This window comes from Pseudomonas ficuserectae, assembly GCF_024584585.1.
Classification (GTDB): Bacteria; Pseudomonadota; Gammaproteobacteria; order Pseudomonadales; family Pseudomonadaceae; genus Aquipseudomonas; species Aquipseudomonas amygdali.
Window position 1 is genome coordinate 5466857 of the sequence record NZ_CP085684.1, and the last position, 16254, is coordinate 5483110.

Annotated in this window: 11 protein-coding genes and 1 pseudogene; 6 read left to right on the plus strand and 6 right to left on the minus strand. The window is 58.5% G+C overall.

Translation table 11 applies throughout. The features are described from left to right. Positions 1-9: 9 nt before the first annotated feature. From LJU29_RS24520 to LJU29_RS24540, 5 genes are all read right to left on the minus strand, one after another. Positions 10-261, minus strand: coding sequence for a helix-turn-helix transcriptional regulator (locus LJU29_RS24520; RefSeq protein ID WP_010207618.1), 252 nt, complete (start codon positions 259-261; stop codon positions 10-12). Between the two features lie 107 nt (positions 262-368). Beyond that, positions 369-1013: a 4'-phosphopantetheinyl transferase family protein gene (locus LJU29_RS24525; protein ID WP_054994662.1), complete on the minus strand. Its 645-nt coding sequence runs from the start codon at positions 1011-1013 to the stop codon at positions 369-371. Continuing rightward, positions 1010-5050, minus strand: coding sequence for a Pls/PosA family non-ribosomal peptide synthetase (locus tag LJU29_RS24530; protein WP_257111302.1), 4041 nt, complete (start codon positions 5048-5050; stop codon positions 1010-1012). The genes LJU29_RS24525 and LJU29_RS24530 overlap by 4 nt, the downstream gene beginning before the upstream one ends. 327 nt (positions 5051-5377) lie before the next feature. Further along, positions 5378-5881: a GNAT family N-acetyltransferase gene (locus LJU29_RS24535; protein WP_117140220.1), complete on the minus strand. Its 504-nt coding sequence runs from the start codon at positions 5879-5881 to the stop codon at positions 5378-5380. Positions 5882-5998: 117 nt separating this feature from the next. After that, positions 5999-7294 carry a M20 family metallopeptidase gene (locus LJU29_RS24540; RefSeq protein ID WP_257111303.1) on the minus strand — a complete coding sequence of 432 codons (1296 nt, stop codon included), beginning with the start codon at positions 7292-7294 and terminating at the stop codon, positions 5999-6001. Between the two features lie 279 nt (positions 7295-7573). Here LJU29_RS24540 and LJU29_RS24545 point away from each other — a divergent pair. Next, positions 7574-8704, plus strand: a pseudogene (locus LJU29_RS24545) (Fic family protein). Positions 8705-8818: 114 nt separating this feature from the next. Here the strand turns inward: LJU29_RS24545 and LJU29_RS24550 are convergent. Continuing rightward, on the minus strand, positions 8819-9142 hold the full coding sequence (locus tag LJU29_RS24550; protein ID WP_016982674.1) for a helix-turn-helix domain-containing protein: 324 nt from the start codon (positions 9140-9142) through the stop codon (positions 8819-8821). Between the two features lie 311 nt (positions 9143-9453). On the opposite strand from LJU29_RS24550, the gene LJU29_RS24555 reads away from it, so the two are divergent. From LJU29_RS24555 to pqqF, 5 genes are all read left to right on the plus strand, one after another. After that, positions 9454-10521 carry an FUSC family protein gene (locus LJU29_RS24555; RefSeq protein WP_004654731.1) on the plus strand — a complete coding sequence of 356 codons (1068 nt, stop codon included), beginning with the start codon at positions 9454-9456 and terminating at the stop codon, positions 10519-10521. A gap of 10 nt (positions 10522-10531) precedes the next feature. Beyond that, positions 10532-10993: an Lrp/AsnC family transcriptional regulator gene (locus tag LJU29_RS24560; protein WP_002555556.1), complete on the plus strand. Its 462-nt coding sequence runs from the start codon at positions 10532-10534 to the stop codon at positions 10991-10993. Between the two features lie 150 nt (positions 10994-11143). After that, positions 11144-12823, plus strand: a complete 1680-nt coding sequence (locus LJU29_RS24565; protein ID WP_005735082.1) for a flavin monoamine oxidase family protein — start codon at positions 11144-11146, stop codon at positions 12821-12823. A 14-nt stretch (positions 12824-12837) separates the two neighbouring features. After that, positions 12838-13632, plus strand: a complete 795-nt coding sequence (locus tag LJU29_RS24570) for a carbon-nitrogen hydrolase family protein (RefSeq protein ID WP_005758075.1) — start codon at positions 12838-12840, stop codon at positions 13630-13632. A gap of 182 nt (positions 13633-13814) precedes the next feature. Beyond that, positions 13815-16124, plus strand: a complete 2310-nt coding sequence (gene pqqF, locus LJU29_RS24575; RefSeq protein ID WP_257111304.1) for a pyrroloquinoline quinone biosynthesis protein PqqF — start codon at positions 13815-13817, stop codon at positions 16122-16124. The last annotated feature ends 130 nt before the right edge of the window (positions 16125-16254 follow it).

The window sequence follows — 16254 nt, forward strand, 5'->3', positions numbered from 1 at the left end:
TGGTCATCATCAGTCGAATACTCCCTCAATTTCATCCAGTGTAGGCATGACAGCGGGTATGACCGAGAGCTCACAATCCAGCGCTCCGAGCACGCGCGCATAGGCCGTCATACCTACTGAAAGGTCACCTTTTTCTATGGCAATTATCTTTTGCCGGGTGACGGCTGCCATCGTGGCAAGCCTGGCTTGCGTAAGCCCTCGATTGAGGCGGCGCTGCCGAATCTGCTCGCCAAGACGCGTTGTGATGAGGGAATAGTCCATGTTCCGTATACATAACAAATTAGATTAAATGTAACGTATACCTAACCCTTGAATAAATCAAACTGATGTGTGAACGGGGCTTTGAGTCGCGGCACCGGCTAGCGGATTTATTGAAACGCTATTACAGAGTCAGATGAGACCTGACGGCTCAGAGCTACACATCGAGGCCATTTCAAAGCCACTACCCCAACCATATTCGTCCCCAATTCAACCTCTATGCCCACGCCCTCCAACTGCCTCACCTCTATCCATTCCCCCAACTCACGCCCATGCAGTTTCAAAAACGCTTCTCGCTCACACCAGGCCCTGGCAAACGCGACCGGGCGCATCGTCTCGGAAACATCCCGCAGTCGCGCACCTACATCTGGCCCGAGATAATCCCGCGCAATAACCTGCCAGTCCGGTACAGGCTGGACCTGCATCAAGTCCACACCCACCGCTCCGTTGAGATTGACCGCAGCCAGAGAGAATCCAGCTTCGTGGCTGATGGAAAAACCGGGCTCCGGCAGGCCGTCGATCATTAATCGCGGCGCAACACCTGGAGTGCTGATGAACGTGATCGCGTCCGATGGCAATTCGAGCCACTGCCCCACGGCTTTACGCGTGCAGGCCCGAATGCGGTTTCTCGCGTCATCTCTTGCAGAGCCAGGCCTGGTGACGCAACTGACCAGCAATACACCGTGGTGCGGGAAAGACTTGGGAGGGGCAAGCTGGCCATTTTCATCAAATGTCCAGCTCGCTCCGGGCCTCATGCTTTGTCAGGTGCCGCCGGGCAGCCGGCCCAGCGACTGCACGCGGGGATGTGTTCGCCTTTCATCACCAGGGTGAGTGGGCCAAGGTGCGCATCGTTGCCGACTACGGCGCTGTAGAGCACGGCGCTGCGTGGCCCCATGTACACGCGTTCGCCGATGATGACGTGATCAATCTTCATGACCCGATCTTCAAACAGGTGTGTTTGCGGGCAGGCACCGGCATTCAGCTCACTGTCTGCACCGATGCTGACGCAGTCGAATTCGGTGATGTCGGTTGTGTCCATGTAAACCCCTCGGCCAATCTTGCAGCCGAGCAGGTTGAAGGCCAGCGGCAACCACGGAGTACCGCGCAGGTAGCGCATGAAGTTTGGTGCGGCCATGCCTTCATAAAGGCTGGTGATACCTTCCGAAAGCCATACGAATGGTGTCCACATAGGGTCTGCGCGTTTGCGATAGCGCCCCATGACCAGCCACTTCAAGCCTGCGATCAGCAGAAAGTTACCCACGCTGTACGCCATGCCGATGACGGCAAGGTAAGCCAGCACGGCACCCCAGCGCTCTTGGTCGGCGAGTGGCATCAGATCAAGCATCACGGTGTAGCCAACCGCAATCACCACCGCGTGCGGAGTGACAATGCGCACGCCTTCGACCAGACCTCGGGCCAGACGACGCAATGGCGAGGGCTTGAAGGTCAGAGATTCCGGAGCACCGCTTACCTGCTCGCGGGCTGGCAGGTGGATTGGTGGTGAGCCCAGCCAGGTATCGCCATCGGCCATCTTGCTGTTATGCGGTGCACAGGAATGGACGCCGATCAGGACGTTTTCCGGCAGCACCGTGCCATCTGAAATGTAACCGCCGTTGCCGACAAAGCTGCGATTGGATACGACTGTGGGTTGCATGGTCATCCAGCCGCCATCGATACGCTCATCGCCCAGCATCACCGCATCGGCGATAAAGGTTTCATCGCCCAGGGTCAGCATGTCCGGGATGACGCCCTGTGCGCTGGAAATCTCGGCGTCGCGCCCCACTTTCGCGCCCAGCAGTCGATACCAGAAGGGCGAATACACCGTGGCGTAGATACCGGAAAGCACATTGAGGCTGGCCTCTTGAATCTGACTGATCAGCCACTTGGCGCAGTAAGTATTGCTGTGTACCGCGTAGCGACCCGGCTTGAGACGTGGAAAGACGATCCAGCGCAATGCGGCAGAGGCCAGAACAGTCGCGACAATCAGCACCGCACTGGCCGGGAACGCGAGCAGGAAATAGCGCGCCAGTTGTCCCAATGGTCCGCTGCCCTCGAACCATGGCAAGACGTTCTGCGTGTCGAACCAGTCGATCAGGAAAAAGGTCGGGAAGACCGGGATGAAGAACAGCGTCGCGACCAGCAGAACGCCGAACACGAAGAACAGTTTTTCTGCCCGCAAACGCGCAGGGCTGGTCACAGGCCGCGCAGGTTGGCCGAGCGTATCGAACGCGCCGACATCACGCGCAGGTGAGCCCTGCCAGATACGCCCAGCCGGAACCTCCCGGCCGTCGGCCATGGCCGATTGCGCCTCAAGATGCCCCCACGGACCGATAGCAGTATTGCCCTCCATGATCACGTAGGAACCGACACAGGCATTGTCCTGCAACGCGATACGTCCCAGATGCAACTGGCCCCGCTCGACGCGTGCGTTCTCGAAGCTCACGCCGTTGCCGACGCTGACCCCGTCACCGATCTCCAGCAGGTCGTGGGCCCGCACCGTGGCCCCGCCGATAATCACTTCCTCACCGATCTTTGCTCCCAGGGCGCGCAGCCACAGGGGATAAAGCGAAGAACCACTCAACAGGTAAGTCGGTGCCGACTCGACCATACGGTCGGCGGCCCACCAGCGAAAGTAAGTGACGCCCCACAATGGATATATTCCAGGCTTCAGGCGACCAACGATCAGCCACTTGGCCGCCCATGCGATGAAAAACTGCAGAACGGTGGCAATCAGAAACACCGAGATAGAAGCCAGAGTCGCCAGAGCCACAGAGTCGTCAGGCGAACCGGTAAGCAAGTGGTAGGTAAAGAACGGCGCGAGCCACTGGGTCATTCGCAGGCTGACCATTACCGGCAATGCCAGGGCCTGAGCCACGCCGCAACGCCAGCGACGCCACGCGGACGGAGGCGTCCAGTCGACCGGGGCAGCCATCTCTTGCGGTGCTTGATCCAGCACTTCGGCAATCGCGCCGATACGGCGTTGCTGGTAAATGTCGCGCACGGTGATTTGTGCAAAGCGAGGGTTCGCCCGCAAGGCCGAGGCCAAACGTGCTGCAAAGAAGGAGTGCCCGCCCAGATCAGTGAAAAAGTCCGCGTCGCGGCGGATCGGCATGCCAGGAAAGAGTGAGGCCAACGCAGCAAACAGTGCGATTTCGCCTTCAGTTTCAGCCACGTCGGACTCTGCGCCAGCACCCGCGGCATCAACCGTCAACGGGCGGGCCTTGAGTGTTTTGCGGTCGATTTTTCCGGACGTGAGGCGCGGCATGCTGTCGAGCAACTCGAAATGCCCCGGCACCATGTACGACGGCAACCGGGCCTGCAAGACCTTGCGCAGCTGGCTGGTGAATGTGGAATCCGTCGATGTGTCGCAAACCAGATAAGCAATCAGCTGATCAACGCCACCCTCGTTGCGCAACAGGACGGCAACAGTGCCTACGCCGGGCTGTTGCGCCAACAGCGCTTCAATCTCGCCCAGTTCGACGCGAAAGCCACGAATTTTCACCTGATCATCGGCACGTCCCAGGCATTGTACTTGCCCTTCATCGTCGATCCGCGCAAGGTCGCCGGTGCGGTACAGGCGCGCATCGTGATAGCCAGTGGACCACGGGTTAGGCAGGAATTTTTCCTGGGTCAGATCCGGTCTGCCCAGATAACCTTCAGCCAGACCGGGGCCGATGATGCACAGTTCGCCGACTTCGCCACGGGGCAGCAGGCTGGGTGCCAGGCTGCTGCCGACCGCTGGGTCATTGGCGATTACCAACAGACCATAATTGGGGAGCGGCGTACCAATCGAGACCGGGCGACCACGCGACAACCGCGCCAGACTCGCCGACACAGTGGCTTCGGTGGGCCCATAGGTGTTGAACATTTGCCGGTTCGGCGTGGCCCAGCGGTCGACCAGCGACTCAGGGCACATCTCGCCGCCCAGATTGATCACCCGCAGGCAGGGGACGTCTTCGCTGAACAGCGCCAGCAAGGTAGGCACCGCGTGCAAAACGCTGATGCGCTGCTCGTTCAGCAGACGTGGCAGGGTTTCGGGGTCTCCGCTGGTTTCCTTTGGGCCTATCCACAACGTCGCGCCCACCAGATAGGCAATCCAGATTTCCTCGAACGACATGTCGAATGCCACGGAAAAGCCCTGGTAGACCCGGTCGCTGGCGCAGATACCGAGTACCGCGTTTTCGCTGCGCAGGAAATGGCAGATGCTGCGCTGGGAAATCAGGATGCCCTTGGGCTTGCCGGTCGAACCGGAGGTGTAGATCACATACGCAGGATGATCGGGAAGCACACCACTGCGGCGCACCAACGCTGCGTCGGTCTGTGTCAGCAGCGATTCGGCAGTCCACACGTTCAGACCGCTACCAGCCAGCAACGGGCTCAGCGCGTTGCAGGACACCAGCCCCACGGCGCTGGCATCTTCCAGGCATATCTGCAGACGCTCCACCGGAGTGTCCTGATCCAGAGGCAACCAAGCGGCACCCGCCTTGGCGATACCGGCCTGCATCACCAGAAGCTCAATGCCTCGCGGCAGCCACAGACCAATGATGTGCCCAGGCCTTACGCCAGCCTTGATCAGCGCAGAAGCCACCTGATCAGCCTGCCGGTCCAGCTCCCCATAACTGATCCGGTGCTCGCCGAAGATCAGTGCCACTTGCTGCGGATCGCGCCGGGCGCTGGCTTGCAGCAAATCGGCCAGCACTTCCTCGCGCAGCAGTTCAGGTTGAATCGGACCGTAAATCACGTCCGCCGATTGTTCGTTCTGGCAGGTCTGCAGCAGGTTCAGGTTATTCATGGCAGCAAATATTCGCTCGTCTGAAGGAGATGCCTGAGATTTCTGGTTATGGGGTCAGAGCCGGTCCATCAGCGAGTGGCGTGCATTTTGTGGTGACAAGGTGTCCGCAATATTTCTGTTTTGATACATTTTGGCTGGAGCGCTGCAGCTCTCACCGCGGTGAAAGAACAGGCTGGCAAGGCGAATATGGCAAACACTGGCTGTATGAATCTTGAACAACAAAACGAAGGTGGCGGATAGCCAACAAGGCATTTATGTATCGACCTTGCAGCTCGATGAGGAAAGCGCAGTTCGCTAAAGTGGATTGCATCCATGACTTGGCATGGGTTACAGCAGACGCCACAGGGTCTCACGCGTCGCAGGATCGAAAGTCTGCGACTGACGCTTCATGACGCGCCTTAACCCATCGCCAATACAATCCGTCGGCATCGGACAGAACCCATGCTGACGAAACCATGGGCCATTCCAGGGTGGTTCGCGAAATGTTGTCAGGCTCACCGCATCAGCCCGACGCAAGTGCGCGTACGCCACGACAGACGACAGCAGGCTTTTTCCAACGCCCTTGCCTGAAGCAAGAGGTTCGACCGAGATATTGTCCAGGTATAAGTAATCATCCAGTAGGCGCATGGCTACGAAACCGATGACTTCATCGCAATGCCTGTCTACAGCAACCATGACCCGGCAGGCTTCGAATCTGTCTGCGCCCAGCGGTGGGCTTTCGGCGACATGAGCCAAAGAGGGGATGATCATATACCGCTGGCGAGCCCGCACAGAGAGACGCTGTAACTGCTCCAGATCGTTGTCATGCGACAATCGCAGTTCAAATTCCATTGGGCTTTTCTCCTTGGCTGGTCAACACTGCAGGTGAGGACGGCAACACGCATCAGGTGCTGCCGTCGGCCTTGTGCTCTTCAGTCAGGCAGGGCTCAGCGCCCGGCTGAAGAGCAGCTATTTGCCATAGCGGCTGATGAACAGCGCGGCGCGTTTGGTCACCACGGGCAGCGAACTCAGATCGATGGTTTCATTCTCGCTGTGGGCACCCTGCCCCCACGCGCCAAGCCCGTCCAGGCTCGCCGTTACATATTTGTTCACATAGGAAATATCGGCACCGCCTCTTTCCGCTGACGGAGCCGATTCCAGTGCAGGTCCATCAAGGTCCTGGCTGACCTTGCTGTAGGCTTGCAGAAGTTTGCGATTACTTTCGCGATCAACCATGACCGGCATGATTGCCTTGATCTTCAACTCGCTATGGGTCTGTGGCAGCGAGTGACTGGCTATTTCCTGCAGGCGGGCTTCAGCGGAGCTTCGCTGTTCTTCACTGCTGAACCGCAGGTCGCCATGCACGGACACTATTCTGGCGATTGTGGTTTTTCTTCCCGAGGCAGTGCCTTGCCCGCTTGGTACATCTTCCTGGGCTGTGGCACCGCCCAGAATGAGCCCAGGGTTGATGGTCAAGCCTTGCTCACCGGAGAGTTTGGAGCGAATTTCATCAAGCACCCGGGCCGACTCGTACACCGCACCGAAACCGGTTTCAGGCTGAAAAATAGTCGCTGAGTGTTTGTCTATGCCGGTACTGATCAAAAACCATTCGCTCAATCCTCTGCGCTCGGTGATTAACTGATTGGGCGACAAGGCGAATTCAAAGCCCAGTGCTATGTCACTTCTTTTGGCTTCGGCAATAAGCCATTCTCTGGAAATTTCAGTCGGCTTGGCCGCCAGCTCTTCGTCACCAACCAGGACCACAGAGATATTCATGTCCTGCAATGCGCCGCTGTGTTTCAGCGCCTGCAAGGCGTAAAGAATGGTGACCAGGCCGCCCTTGTCGTCGATCACTCCGGGGCCTTTGGCTTTTTTGCCGCCATCTATCAATGAATACTCCTGAAACTTGCTGGTGGCCGGAAACACCGTATCCAGATGGCCTATCAGCAAGATTCGTTTCGCAGACTTGTTACCGTCATGCACCGCGACAAGGCTACCGGCATGGTTCATCCCTGCGGGCAGCTCGTGCCAACGGGTATCGAAGCCCAGCGCTTCCAACTCTGCCTTCATCAGATCACCGACCTTGACGACACCGTCCACGTTGTCCGTGCCGCTGTTGATGTTCACCAGTTTTTCAAGCAACGCGACCTGCTCGGCACTGTGACTGTCGACGTACGAAGTAATGCTCTGTTCATCGAGCATCGTTCCTGCCAATGCGCCATGGCAGAAAAACAAAGTCGTGAGCAGGGAAATACTTTTTTTCATGGAAGATAAACTCCGCTTGGCCATTAGTGATGACCGGGGCATTGCGCCCGGGATCTCATCAGATTGCCCACAAGGAGCGATGCTGTGCCGTCCTAAGTGTCGGGAAGGCTGATACGGTTCCATTGCGCCAGCAAGTGAACCACTATGAAGGCGGACGAACGGTAGTTGAAATTTTGGGGGCCGAAACAACGTCTGGACGATGAGCCGAATAGCCAGCACAATCGGCTCACCTTATGAGCCGATTAAACCCGTATTCGGCTCACCTCAAAGGCATATCCAATGTCCGAACATCTCTGGATCTGGCAGCAGCCGGACTGGCCCCACTTCAACTGGAGCGATGAACGCATCGCGCCCTTGATACGAGCGTGCGCTAAAGCTCAGGGTCGCCTGCTGGGAATGAGCGGCGTAGTGAGTGGCGATGCCGAAATGCGCGAGGGCATGGACACCCTGTTGCAGAATATTGTTACCTCGTCTGCCATCGAAGGCGAGCGACTGAATGTGGGCTCTGTCAGGTCTTCGTTGGCGCGTCGTCTGGGTATTGCCAATAACGGTAAACAACCCCCCCGCAGCGAGGGGTTGGCAGAGCTGATGCTGGACGCCACACGCAGGCACGATCAACCGCTTGACCTGTAACGCCTGTACACCTGGCATCGCTGGCTGTTCCCGGCAGAGGACAGCTTTGTATCCGCTCGCATCCTGGCAGGCCAGTTGCGTAGCGACGAGCCCATGCAGGTGGTCTCCGGGAGACTTGATAGACCGGTCGTGCATTTCGAAGCACCACCGCGCGCGGTGCTTGCGCAACAACTGGACGACTTCCTCGACTGGTTTGCCGCCAGTCAAAATGATCCGGGGCTAGATCCATTCGTGCGTGCCGGCATCGCACATTTCTGGTTTGTGACGCTGCATCCATTTGACGACGGTAATGGTCGCCTGACGCGGGCGCTGACTGACCTGACGCTGACTCAGGGCGATCAACAAGCCATTCGGCTGTTTTCCATGTCTGCCAGCATCCTCGATGACCGCGCCGGGTATTACCATGTTCTGGAAACCAGCCAGAAACGTACAACCGATATCACCGAGTGGCTGGAATGGTTTTTGCGCACATTGCTGAACAGCATTGAGCATGCCCTGGTTTGTATCGAACGGGTGTTGGCCAAGACGCGATTCTGGCAGTTGCACAATGGTGACGGCTTGTCCGCCGAGCAGGTCAAAGTGTTGAATCGACTGCTTGATGGCGGCGAGCGGGGCTTTGAAGAAGGTCTGAGCGCCGCGCAGTATCAAGCGGTAGCGAAAGTCTCCAAGGCCACGGCGACCCGGCATTTAAGTGATCTGCTTGGCAGAAACTGCCTGACTCGTCTGCCCGGCGGCGGCCGCAGCACTCGCTACCAGATCAATCGGCCCTTGCCATAAGGGCTGCAGAATCTGAGGGGGCTACTGGCCCTTCAAGCGCGCGGCACTGGTAGCATCGACCGTAGCGTCCAACTCTGCACACAGGACACTCCATATAAATGTAGGCCTGAGCCATCAGAAGTCCTCCGGCTTGCTTCTGGGCAGGCGAACGCGCTTGCGGTCGGCAGCTTCAAGCTGTTCGACGCTAAACGACTCGTCGTCTCGCAGCCCCTGAAACAAGCGCTCTGACACACCCAGCCCCCAGACCACCAGCATAAAGTCGCGCAGCGATACGCCGTCTGCGCTGCCTGCTTCGATGCGTCGAAATGTACGCAGCGAAATGCTCAGCCGCTCGGCAAGATCCACTTGCCGAACGCCCTGTTGTAGCCGGGCCTGCTTTACCAGCAGGGCAATCCGCAACAGCGTGTCGCTGCATTGAACGGGGAAAAAAGCTTTCATGAGCAGTTACCAGCGAGCAGGCGCGGGGGTTCAAGGAATCACAAAGTAGTACGTTTGCAGGCTTGAACCTGTAGATAATAGATCATGAAAGTACACATTAATGACCATAAAGCCTCATATAAAGGCATCTTAAAAAGTGCTGGATTTCATCCTTACTGAATTCAGATCGTGATTCCTACCGCTTGAAGCCACGATGTCATGTTCACTGATCGCCAACATACACCACCCATCTCCTCTCAAAATGTGGCTTACTGAGACCTGCCATCATCCAATCAGGGAATCTCTTCCCTACCCTCGCGGTCTCTTAACGCATGACGAATTCGCGCTCTGCTTTCATACCTTCCTGGCTTCGCCCTGTTCTGCGTCCGCTGCTGGACCCGTATCGCCGTTATCGGCATGCGCGGCTGATCCACGCGGCGCGGATTGCGGTGGGCTTGCTGGTAACGATTCTGTTGACCACGGGCCTCAATCTGCCTCATGGCGAGTGGGCGTCGGTGACGATGCTGATCGTCATCGGCGGTTTGCAGCACCACGGCAATATCGGCAAAAAGTCAGTCGAGCGCGCCTACGGAACGTTGATCGGAGCTGGTCTTGGCCTGATCGTGGTGGTCCAGCAGGGCTATCTGGAAATGCCGTTGCTGACCTACGCGATGATGTCGGTTATGTGCGGTTTTTTTGCTTATCACGCTATTGGCAAAGGCGGTTACACCGCGCTGCTGTCGGCGATAACGCTGTTTATCGTGGCCGGTCATGGCTACAACCCGATCAGTGACGGGTTGTGGCGCACCGTAGATATTTTGATCGGTATCGCGCTGGCGCTGGCCTTCTCCTTCGCCCTGCCACTGTATGCCGTGTTTTCCTGGCGCTACAACCTGGCCAGTGGCTTGCGTGACTGCGCCAAGGTCTATGGACGCATCGTGCAAGGCCAGCCGGTCACCGCTGACGAGCATCTCAAGCTGACCGCCAGGCTCAACGCCACGATGCTGCAATTGCGCTCGCTGCTGCCGTCGGTTTCCAAGGAAGTGAAGATGTCCATGGTGGAACTGGACGCCATTCAAGGCCATTTCCGCATGTGCCTGAGCACCCTGGAGATTCTCGCCAATATTCGCCCTGCCGATCTGGATAAAGTGGCGGGCGAGTCGTTTAAAACTTCGCTGGATAACGATTACCGGCAGATACGTCGTCAGTTGATCGGCATGGCTCGCGCGCTGCAAACCGGCGCAACCGAGCGTCTGGTGCGCACATCGGAAAGCGCTCCCGCGCAGCCGGTCATTCCAGCCGAGTTGATGGGCTATCACTTGATGACTCAGCAACTGGCACAGAACTTGGACGGGCTCCAGGCACGCCTGGCCAAGACCGCTAAACGCTGGAAGTTTTAAGGAAATACCCGTGCCCGATACCCGCCCGCCCGTGCTGGACGAAATTGATCGACAGTTGATCGCAGCGCTGCAAATCAATGCACGCGAAAGCGTCGCCATGCTCGCCCGTCAACTGGGCATCGCCCGTACCACCGTCACCTCCCGGCTGGCACGCCTGGAAAGCAGCAAGGTGATTACCGGCTATGGCGTGCGCCTTGGCCAGCGAGTGGTCAGTGGCGGATTGCAGGCGTATGTCGGCATCACCGTGCAACCTCGTTCGGGCAAGGAAGTGCTGCGCCGACTCAGCGCCATGGCGCAAGTGCAGCAGTTATGTGCGGTCAGTGGCGAGTTCGATTATGTCGCCTGGCTGCGTACGGATTCTCCGGAGCAACTGGACCAGCTACTGGACCTGATCGGCAGCGTGGATGGTGTCGAGAAGACCACGACATCGATCATCCTCAGCAGCAAGATCGACCGCGGCCAGCCAGTATAAGCAAGCCATAGCTGCACGAAACCATACAAAATGACCAAAATATTCGTCACTTTGCATAAATAAACAGCATATCGACGACATTTTGCGTCTTATTAACGTGCCCGCCCTTCTCTAGACTGTTGTTTTCGCCGTTGCCCATCAAGGTCCGTCATGAAGAACAACCGTCACCCCGCCAACGGCAAAAAGCCGATCACCATGTTCGGCCCCGACTTCCCCTTCGCCTTCGATGACTGGATCGAACACCCGAAGGGTCTGGGCAGTATCCCGGCTGAAAATCATGGCGCGGAAGTAGCGATTATCGGTGCCGGTATTGCCGGGCTGGTGGCGGCCTACGAGCTGATGAAGATGGGCCTCAAGCCAGTGGTTTACGAAGCCTCCAAGATGGGTGGGCGGTTGCGTTCGCAAGAGTTTGAAGGTGCCAAAGGCATCGTTGCCGAACTGGGCGGCATGCGCTTTCCGGTGTCATCGACCGCATTCTTTCATTACGTCGACAAACTGGGCCTTGAGTCCAGGCCCTTTCCCAACCCGCTGACCGCCGCTTCCGGCAGCACCGTCATCGACCTGGAAGGCACCACCTATTACGCGCAAATGCTCTCGGATCTGCCGGCGCTGTTTCAGGAAGTGGCCGACGCCTGGGCCGACGCACTGGAAAGCGGCTCGCAGTTCGGTGACATCCAGCAGGCCATCCGTGACCGTGATGTGCCGCGCCTCAAAGAGCTGTGGAACAAGCTGGTGCCGCTGTGGGATGACCGCACCTTCTATGATTTCGTCGCGACGTCCAAGGCCTTCGCCAAACTGTCTTTCTATCATCGCGAGGTGTTTGGTCAGGTAGGCTTCGGCACGGGCGGCTGGGACTCGGACTTCCCCAACTCGATGCTGGAAATCTTCCGCGTGGTGATGACCAATTGCGATGAGCACCAGCACCTGATCGTGGGCGGCGTGCAGCAGGTGCCGGTCGGTTTGTGGAGCCATGTGCCCGAGCGTTGCGCACACTGGCCCAAGGGCACCAGCCTGTCTTCGCTGCACCGCGGCGCACCGCGTCCTGGCGTCAAACGCATTGCTCGCGCCGAGGACGGAAGCTTTTCCGTGACTGACAACTGGGGCGACACCCGGCAATACGCCGCCGTGCTGACCACCTGCCAGAGCTGGCTGCTGACCACGCAGATCGAGTGCGAAGAATCGTTGTTCTCGCAAAAAATGTGGATGGCCCTGGATCGCACGCGCTACATGCAATCCTCGAAGACTTTCGTGATGGTCGACCGTCCGTTCTGGAAAGACAAGGACCCGGAAACCGGTCGCGATCTGATGAGCATGACCCTCACCGACCGCCTGACCCGTGGCACTTACCTGTTCGATAACGGCGACGACAAGCCGGGCGTGATCTGCCTGTCTTACTCGTGGATGAGCGATGCGCTGAAGATGCTGCCGCAGCCTATCGAGAAGCGTGTGAAGCTGGCGCTTGATGCGCTGAAGAAGATCTATCCGAAAGTGGACATCGCGGCGCGCATCATCGGCGACCCGATCACCGTTTCGTGGGAGGCCGACCCGCACTTCCTGGGTGCCTTCAAAGGTGCGCTGCCGGGCCATTACCGCTATAACCAGCGCATGTACGCGCACTTCATGCAGCAGGACATGCCCAGCGAACAGCGCGGCATGTTCATCGCCGGTGACGATGTGTCCTGGACACCGGCCTGGGTTGAAGGCGCAGTACAGACATCGCTCAACGCCGTGTGGGGCATCATGAACCACTTCGGCGGCAAGACTCACGCCGAGAACCCCGGCCCCGGTGACGTGTTTCATGAAATAGGCCCGATTGCACTGGGCGACTGACGGAAGGAAAAACCATGCGCATTGCGCTGTATCAATGCTCGCCGTTGCCGCTGGATATAAGCGGCAACCTGACGCGTCTGGAACAACAGGCCCAGGCTGCCGCAGAGCAAGGGGCACAGCTGCTGATCTGCCCGGAGATGTTCCTGACTGGCTACAACATCGGTGCACAGGCGGTCAGTGAACTGGCGCAAGCGCAGGACGGTCCGGCGGCGACACGCATTGCCGCCATCGCGCAAGCCAGCGGCATTGCGATTCTGTACGGCTATCCGGAGCACGGGCCTGATCAACAGGTATACAACGCCGTGCAGTTGATCGACAGCCGGGGCACACGTCTGTGCAACTACCGCAAGACCCATCTGTTCAGTGAGCTGGACAGGTCGATGTTCGCAGCAGGCGAGGATCATTACCCGGTGGTCGAATTGAACGACTGGCGTCTGGGCATGCTGATTTGCTACGACGTGGAGTTCCCTGAAAACACCCGTCGGCTTGCGCTGGCAGGGGCCGAACTGATTCTGGTGCCGACCGCGAACATGCTGCCTTACGACTTTGTCTGTGAAGTGACCGTACGGGCGCGAGCGTTCGAGAACCACTGCTACGTGGTGTACGCCAACTATTGCGGCAGCGAAGGCGCGATTCGTTACTGCGGGCTAAGCAGCATCTGCGCACCGGACGGCAGCCGCCCACTGCTGGCAGGTCAGGACGAAGGCTTGCTGATGGGGACGCTGGACAAGGCATTGCTGGCCCAGGCCAGGACGGTGAACGACTATTTCGTCGATCGTCGACCGGGGCTGTATACGTCGCTGACTTGATCCCGAGGCGTCACGCTCGGCACTCCCACACTGGAGTGACAATCTCGATTATCGCGCGACGCTCCGCGTCGGCATGCAGCTCTGGACGCTCCGCGTCCTGCCTTGGTTCAGCCATGCTCGCGAACTTCGCCGGTTATCCGCTAGCATGATGCTTTGCATTCCCTGCCGCCGTGGACACCCTCATGCCTGCCCCGCCTTCCTCTGACATCAAACGCCTAACGCTGGCCAACGGCCTGAATGTGGTGCTGTGTCACGAACCGCGCCTCAAGCGCTGCGCAGCTTCATTGCGCGTAGCGGCGGGCAGCCATGATGCGCCGCAGGCCTGGCCCGGGCTGGCGCATTTTCTGGAGCATCTGTTGTTCCTCGGCACCGAGCGCTTCCCTGCCAGCGAAAACCTGATGACGTTCGTGCAGCGCCATGGCGGTCAGGTCAATGCCAGCACACGCGAACGCACCACTGACTTCTTCTTTGAGCTGCCGCAGGCGGTCTTTGCCCAAGGGCTGGAGCGACTGTGCGACATGCTCGCCCGTCCGCGCATGACCATGGCCGATCAACTGCGCGAGCGCGAAGTGCTGCACGCCGAGTTCATCGCCTGGGTCGGCGATAGCGCATCACGCGATCAGGCGCGCCGGCTGGCATCGATCAATCCACAGCATCCGCTGCGCGGCTTTCATGCTGGCAATCGTTACAGCCTGTCAGTGCCCAACCCTGCGTTTCAACAGGCGTTGCAGGACTTTTATCGATGCTTCTATCAGGCAGGGCAGATGACCCTGTGCCTGAGTGGGCCGCTACCAATGGCCGAGCTGGAAACACTGGCAATCAACCATGGCGCAATGTTCGCCAGTGGTGTGAAGGTCATACAGCAACCGCCTCCACCGCTGATTGCCAATCGACCAAAGGCTGACGAGCAAAACCACCTGCTGTTTGCCTTTGAGGACTTGCCGGACAAGTCTGACGAAGCGCTGGCGTTCTTCTGTCACTGGCTTAATGCAACTCAGCCGGGCGGACTGATTGCCGAGCTGGTCGACAGGGGCCTTGCCAGCTCACTGAAAGCCGCACCGCTGTACCAGTTCGGCGGGCAGCTCTTGCTTGATATCGAACTGAAAGATGCCCTCGCGAACACTCTCACCATCAACAGCCTGTTTTTCAGCTGGCTCGATTTTTTCAAGGCTCACTGGCCGTTGCTGGTCGAGCAATACCAACGCCTCGAACAACGCCGCCTGCACATGCTCGGTGCGTTGGCGCTGGCACATTATTACTGTCGCGAGACGCCTGCACAGTTAGGCGCGCAAGGCCAAGAGGCATTGCGCGCGCTGCTCGAACAGTTCACGCCCGACGCGCTGATCGGCTCCGCACTCGCCGATACCCACAGCATCGAGCAGGTCAATTGGCGTTTGCCAGCGCCGAATCCGTTTCTCGATACGGCACTCACCAACAGCGATGAAGCCGCGTTTTATCTGCGCTGGGAACTGCCCTCCCCGCAGCCAACCCTCTGGCGGATGCTCGATACAGGGCTCAAGCCATTGATCGAAGACGCACGTCAGGCTGGTGTGAGCCTGACGTTCAGTGCTTACGGGCCTTATTGGCAGCTTCAACTGAACGGCCTGCGCGAGCCGATGGTTGCGGTTATCGAACACGCCCTGCATCGCCTGCAGCGCGCTGAGCCCGCATCGCTGGCAGGCGACGAACCTGAGCTGATTCCGATTCGTCAGTTGCTCAAACAGCTTGCCGATCATTACCTGAGCAGCGAACCGCAGCTGACGGTTGGCGATCTGCCAAGCGTATGGGCGGCTTCGCGCTGGATCAGCTTCGCCAATGGCTTCTCTGCTGCCAGCCAGCCCTTGATAGACGCCACATTGAATGCAGCACCGGGCGTTCGGCAAACAGACTCGCCAAAGCCGCCCGCCACTTTCCCAGGCAAACGCTGGGCGACTGAAGCATCGTCCTCGTCGGAAGACGCAGTGCTGGTGTTTTGCCCGGCCCCTACGGCCTCCGTTGCAGATGAAGCTGCCTGGCGGTTGCTCGCGCACGTGTCACAAGCGCTCTTCTACCAGCGGCTGCGGGTCGATCTGCAACTGGGTTACGCCGTGTTCAGTGGCATCAGACAGATCAATGGAAGGACCGGATTACTGTTTGGTGTTCAATCGCCCTCCTGCGACGCAGGGCAGCTTTTTCAGCACATTGAGACGTTCATCGGCAGATTGCCCGAGCGGGTTCGCGACGCAGATGTGTCTGAGCAGATAAAAGCCCTTTCAGCCCAATTCGAGCCGTCGAGCATGCCGGACCAGCAGCAGGCAGACATGCAGTGGCAAGCGCATCTTGCCGGCCATCAGGGTAGCCACTCGCAGGCGTTGCAACGCGCTCTGTCAAATCTGGATACACACTCGTTACTCACTGCCACGGAGCAGCTGACCAATGCCACTGGCGGCTGGCTGATCGTGGCCAATCGCCCTGCCAAAGCGGCCATCCCGCTATCCTTACCTGAACGGTAATGGTCTTTCCTGCAGATTCCAGTCCTGCGCAATTGTTAAATTGAGTAACATAGCTCCCTAACTATCTGAACGTATGCCTTCAGCGATGCACTAAGATGTAGTCACCAACCGCAGCACTTATCCGAGGAGA

Excerpts from the sequence above, each read along its gene's own strand:
- LJU29_RS24520 (WP_010207618.1), bottom strand. The coding sequence starts at position 261 with ATGGACTATTCCCTCATCACAACGCGTCTTGGCGAGCAGATTCGGCAG.
- LJU29_RS24525 (WP_054994662.1), bottom strand. The coding sequence starts at position 1,013 with ATGAGGCCCGGAGCGAGCTGGACATTTGATGAAAATGGCCAGCTTGCC.
- LJU29_RS24530 (WP_257111302.1), bottom strand. The coding sequence starts at position 5,050 with ATGAATAACCTGAACCTGCTGCAGACCTGCCAGAACGAACAATCGGCG.
- LJU29_RS24535 (WP_117140220.1), bottom strand. The coding sequence starts at position 5,881 with ATGGAATTTGAACTGCGATTGTCGCATGACAACGATCTGGAGCAGTTA.
- LJU29_RS24540 (WP_257111303.1), bottom strand. The coding sequence starts at position 7,294 with ATGAAAAAAAGTATTTCCCTGCTCACGACTTTGTTTTTCTGCCATGGC.
- LJU29_RS24550 (WP_016982674.1), bottom strand. The coding sequence starts at position 9,142 with ATGAAAGCTTTTTTCCCCGTTCAATGCAGCGACACGCTGTTGCGGATT.
- LJU29_RS24555 (WP_004654731.1), top strand. The coding sequence starts at position 9,454 with ATGACGAATTCGCGCTCTGCTTTCATACCTTCCTGGCTTCGCCCTGTT.
- LJU29_RS24565 (WP_005735082.1), top strand. The coding sequence starts at position 11,144 with ATGAAGAACAACCGTCACCCCGCCAACGGCAAAAAGCCGATCACCATG.
- LJU29_RS24570 (WP_005758075.1), top strand. The coding sequence starts at position 12,838 with ATGCGCATTGCGCTGTATCAATGCTCGCCGTTGCCGCTGGATATAAGC.
- pqqF (WP_257111304.1), top strand. The coding sequence starts at position 13,815 with ATGCCTGCCCCGCCTTCCTCTGACATCAAACGCCTAACGCTGGCCAAC.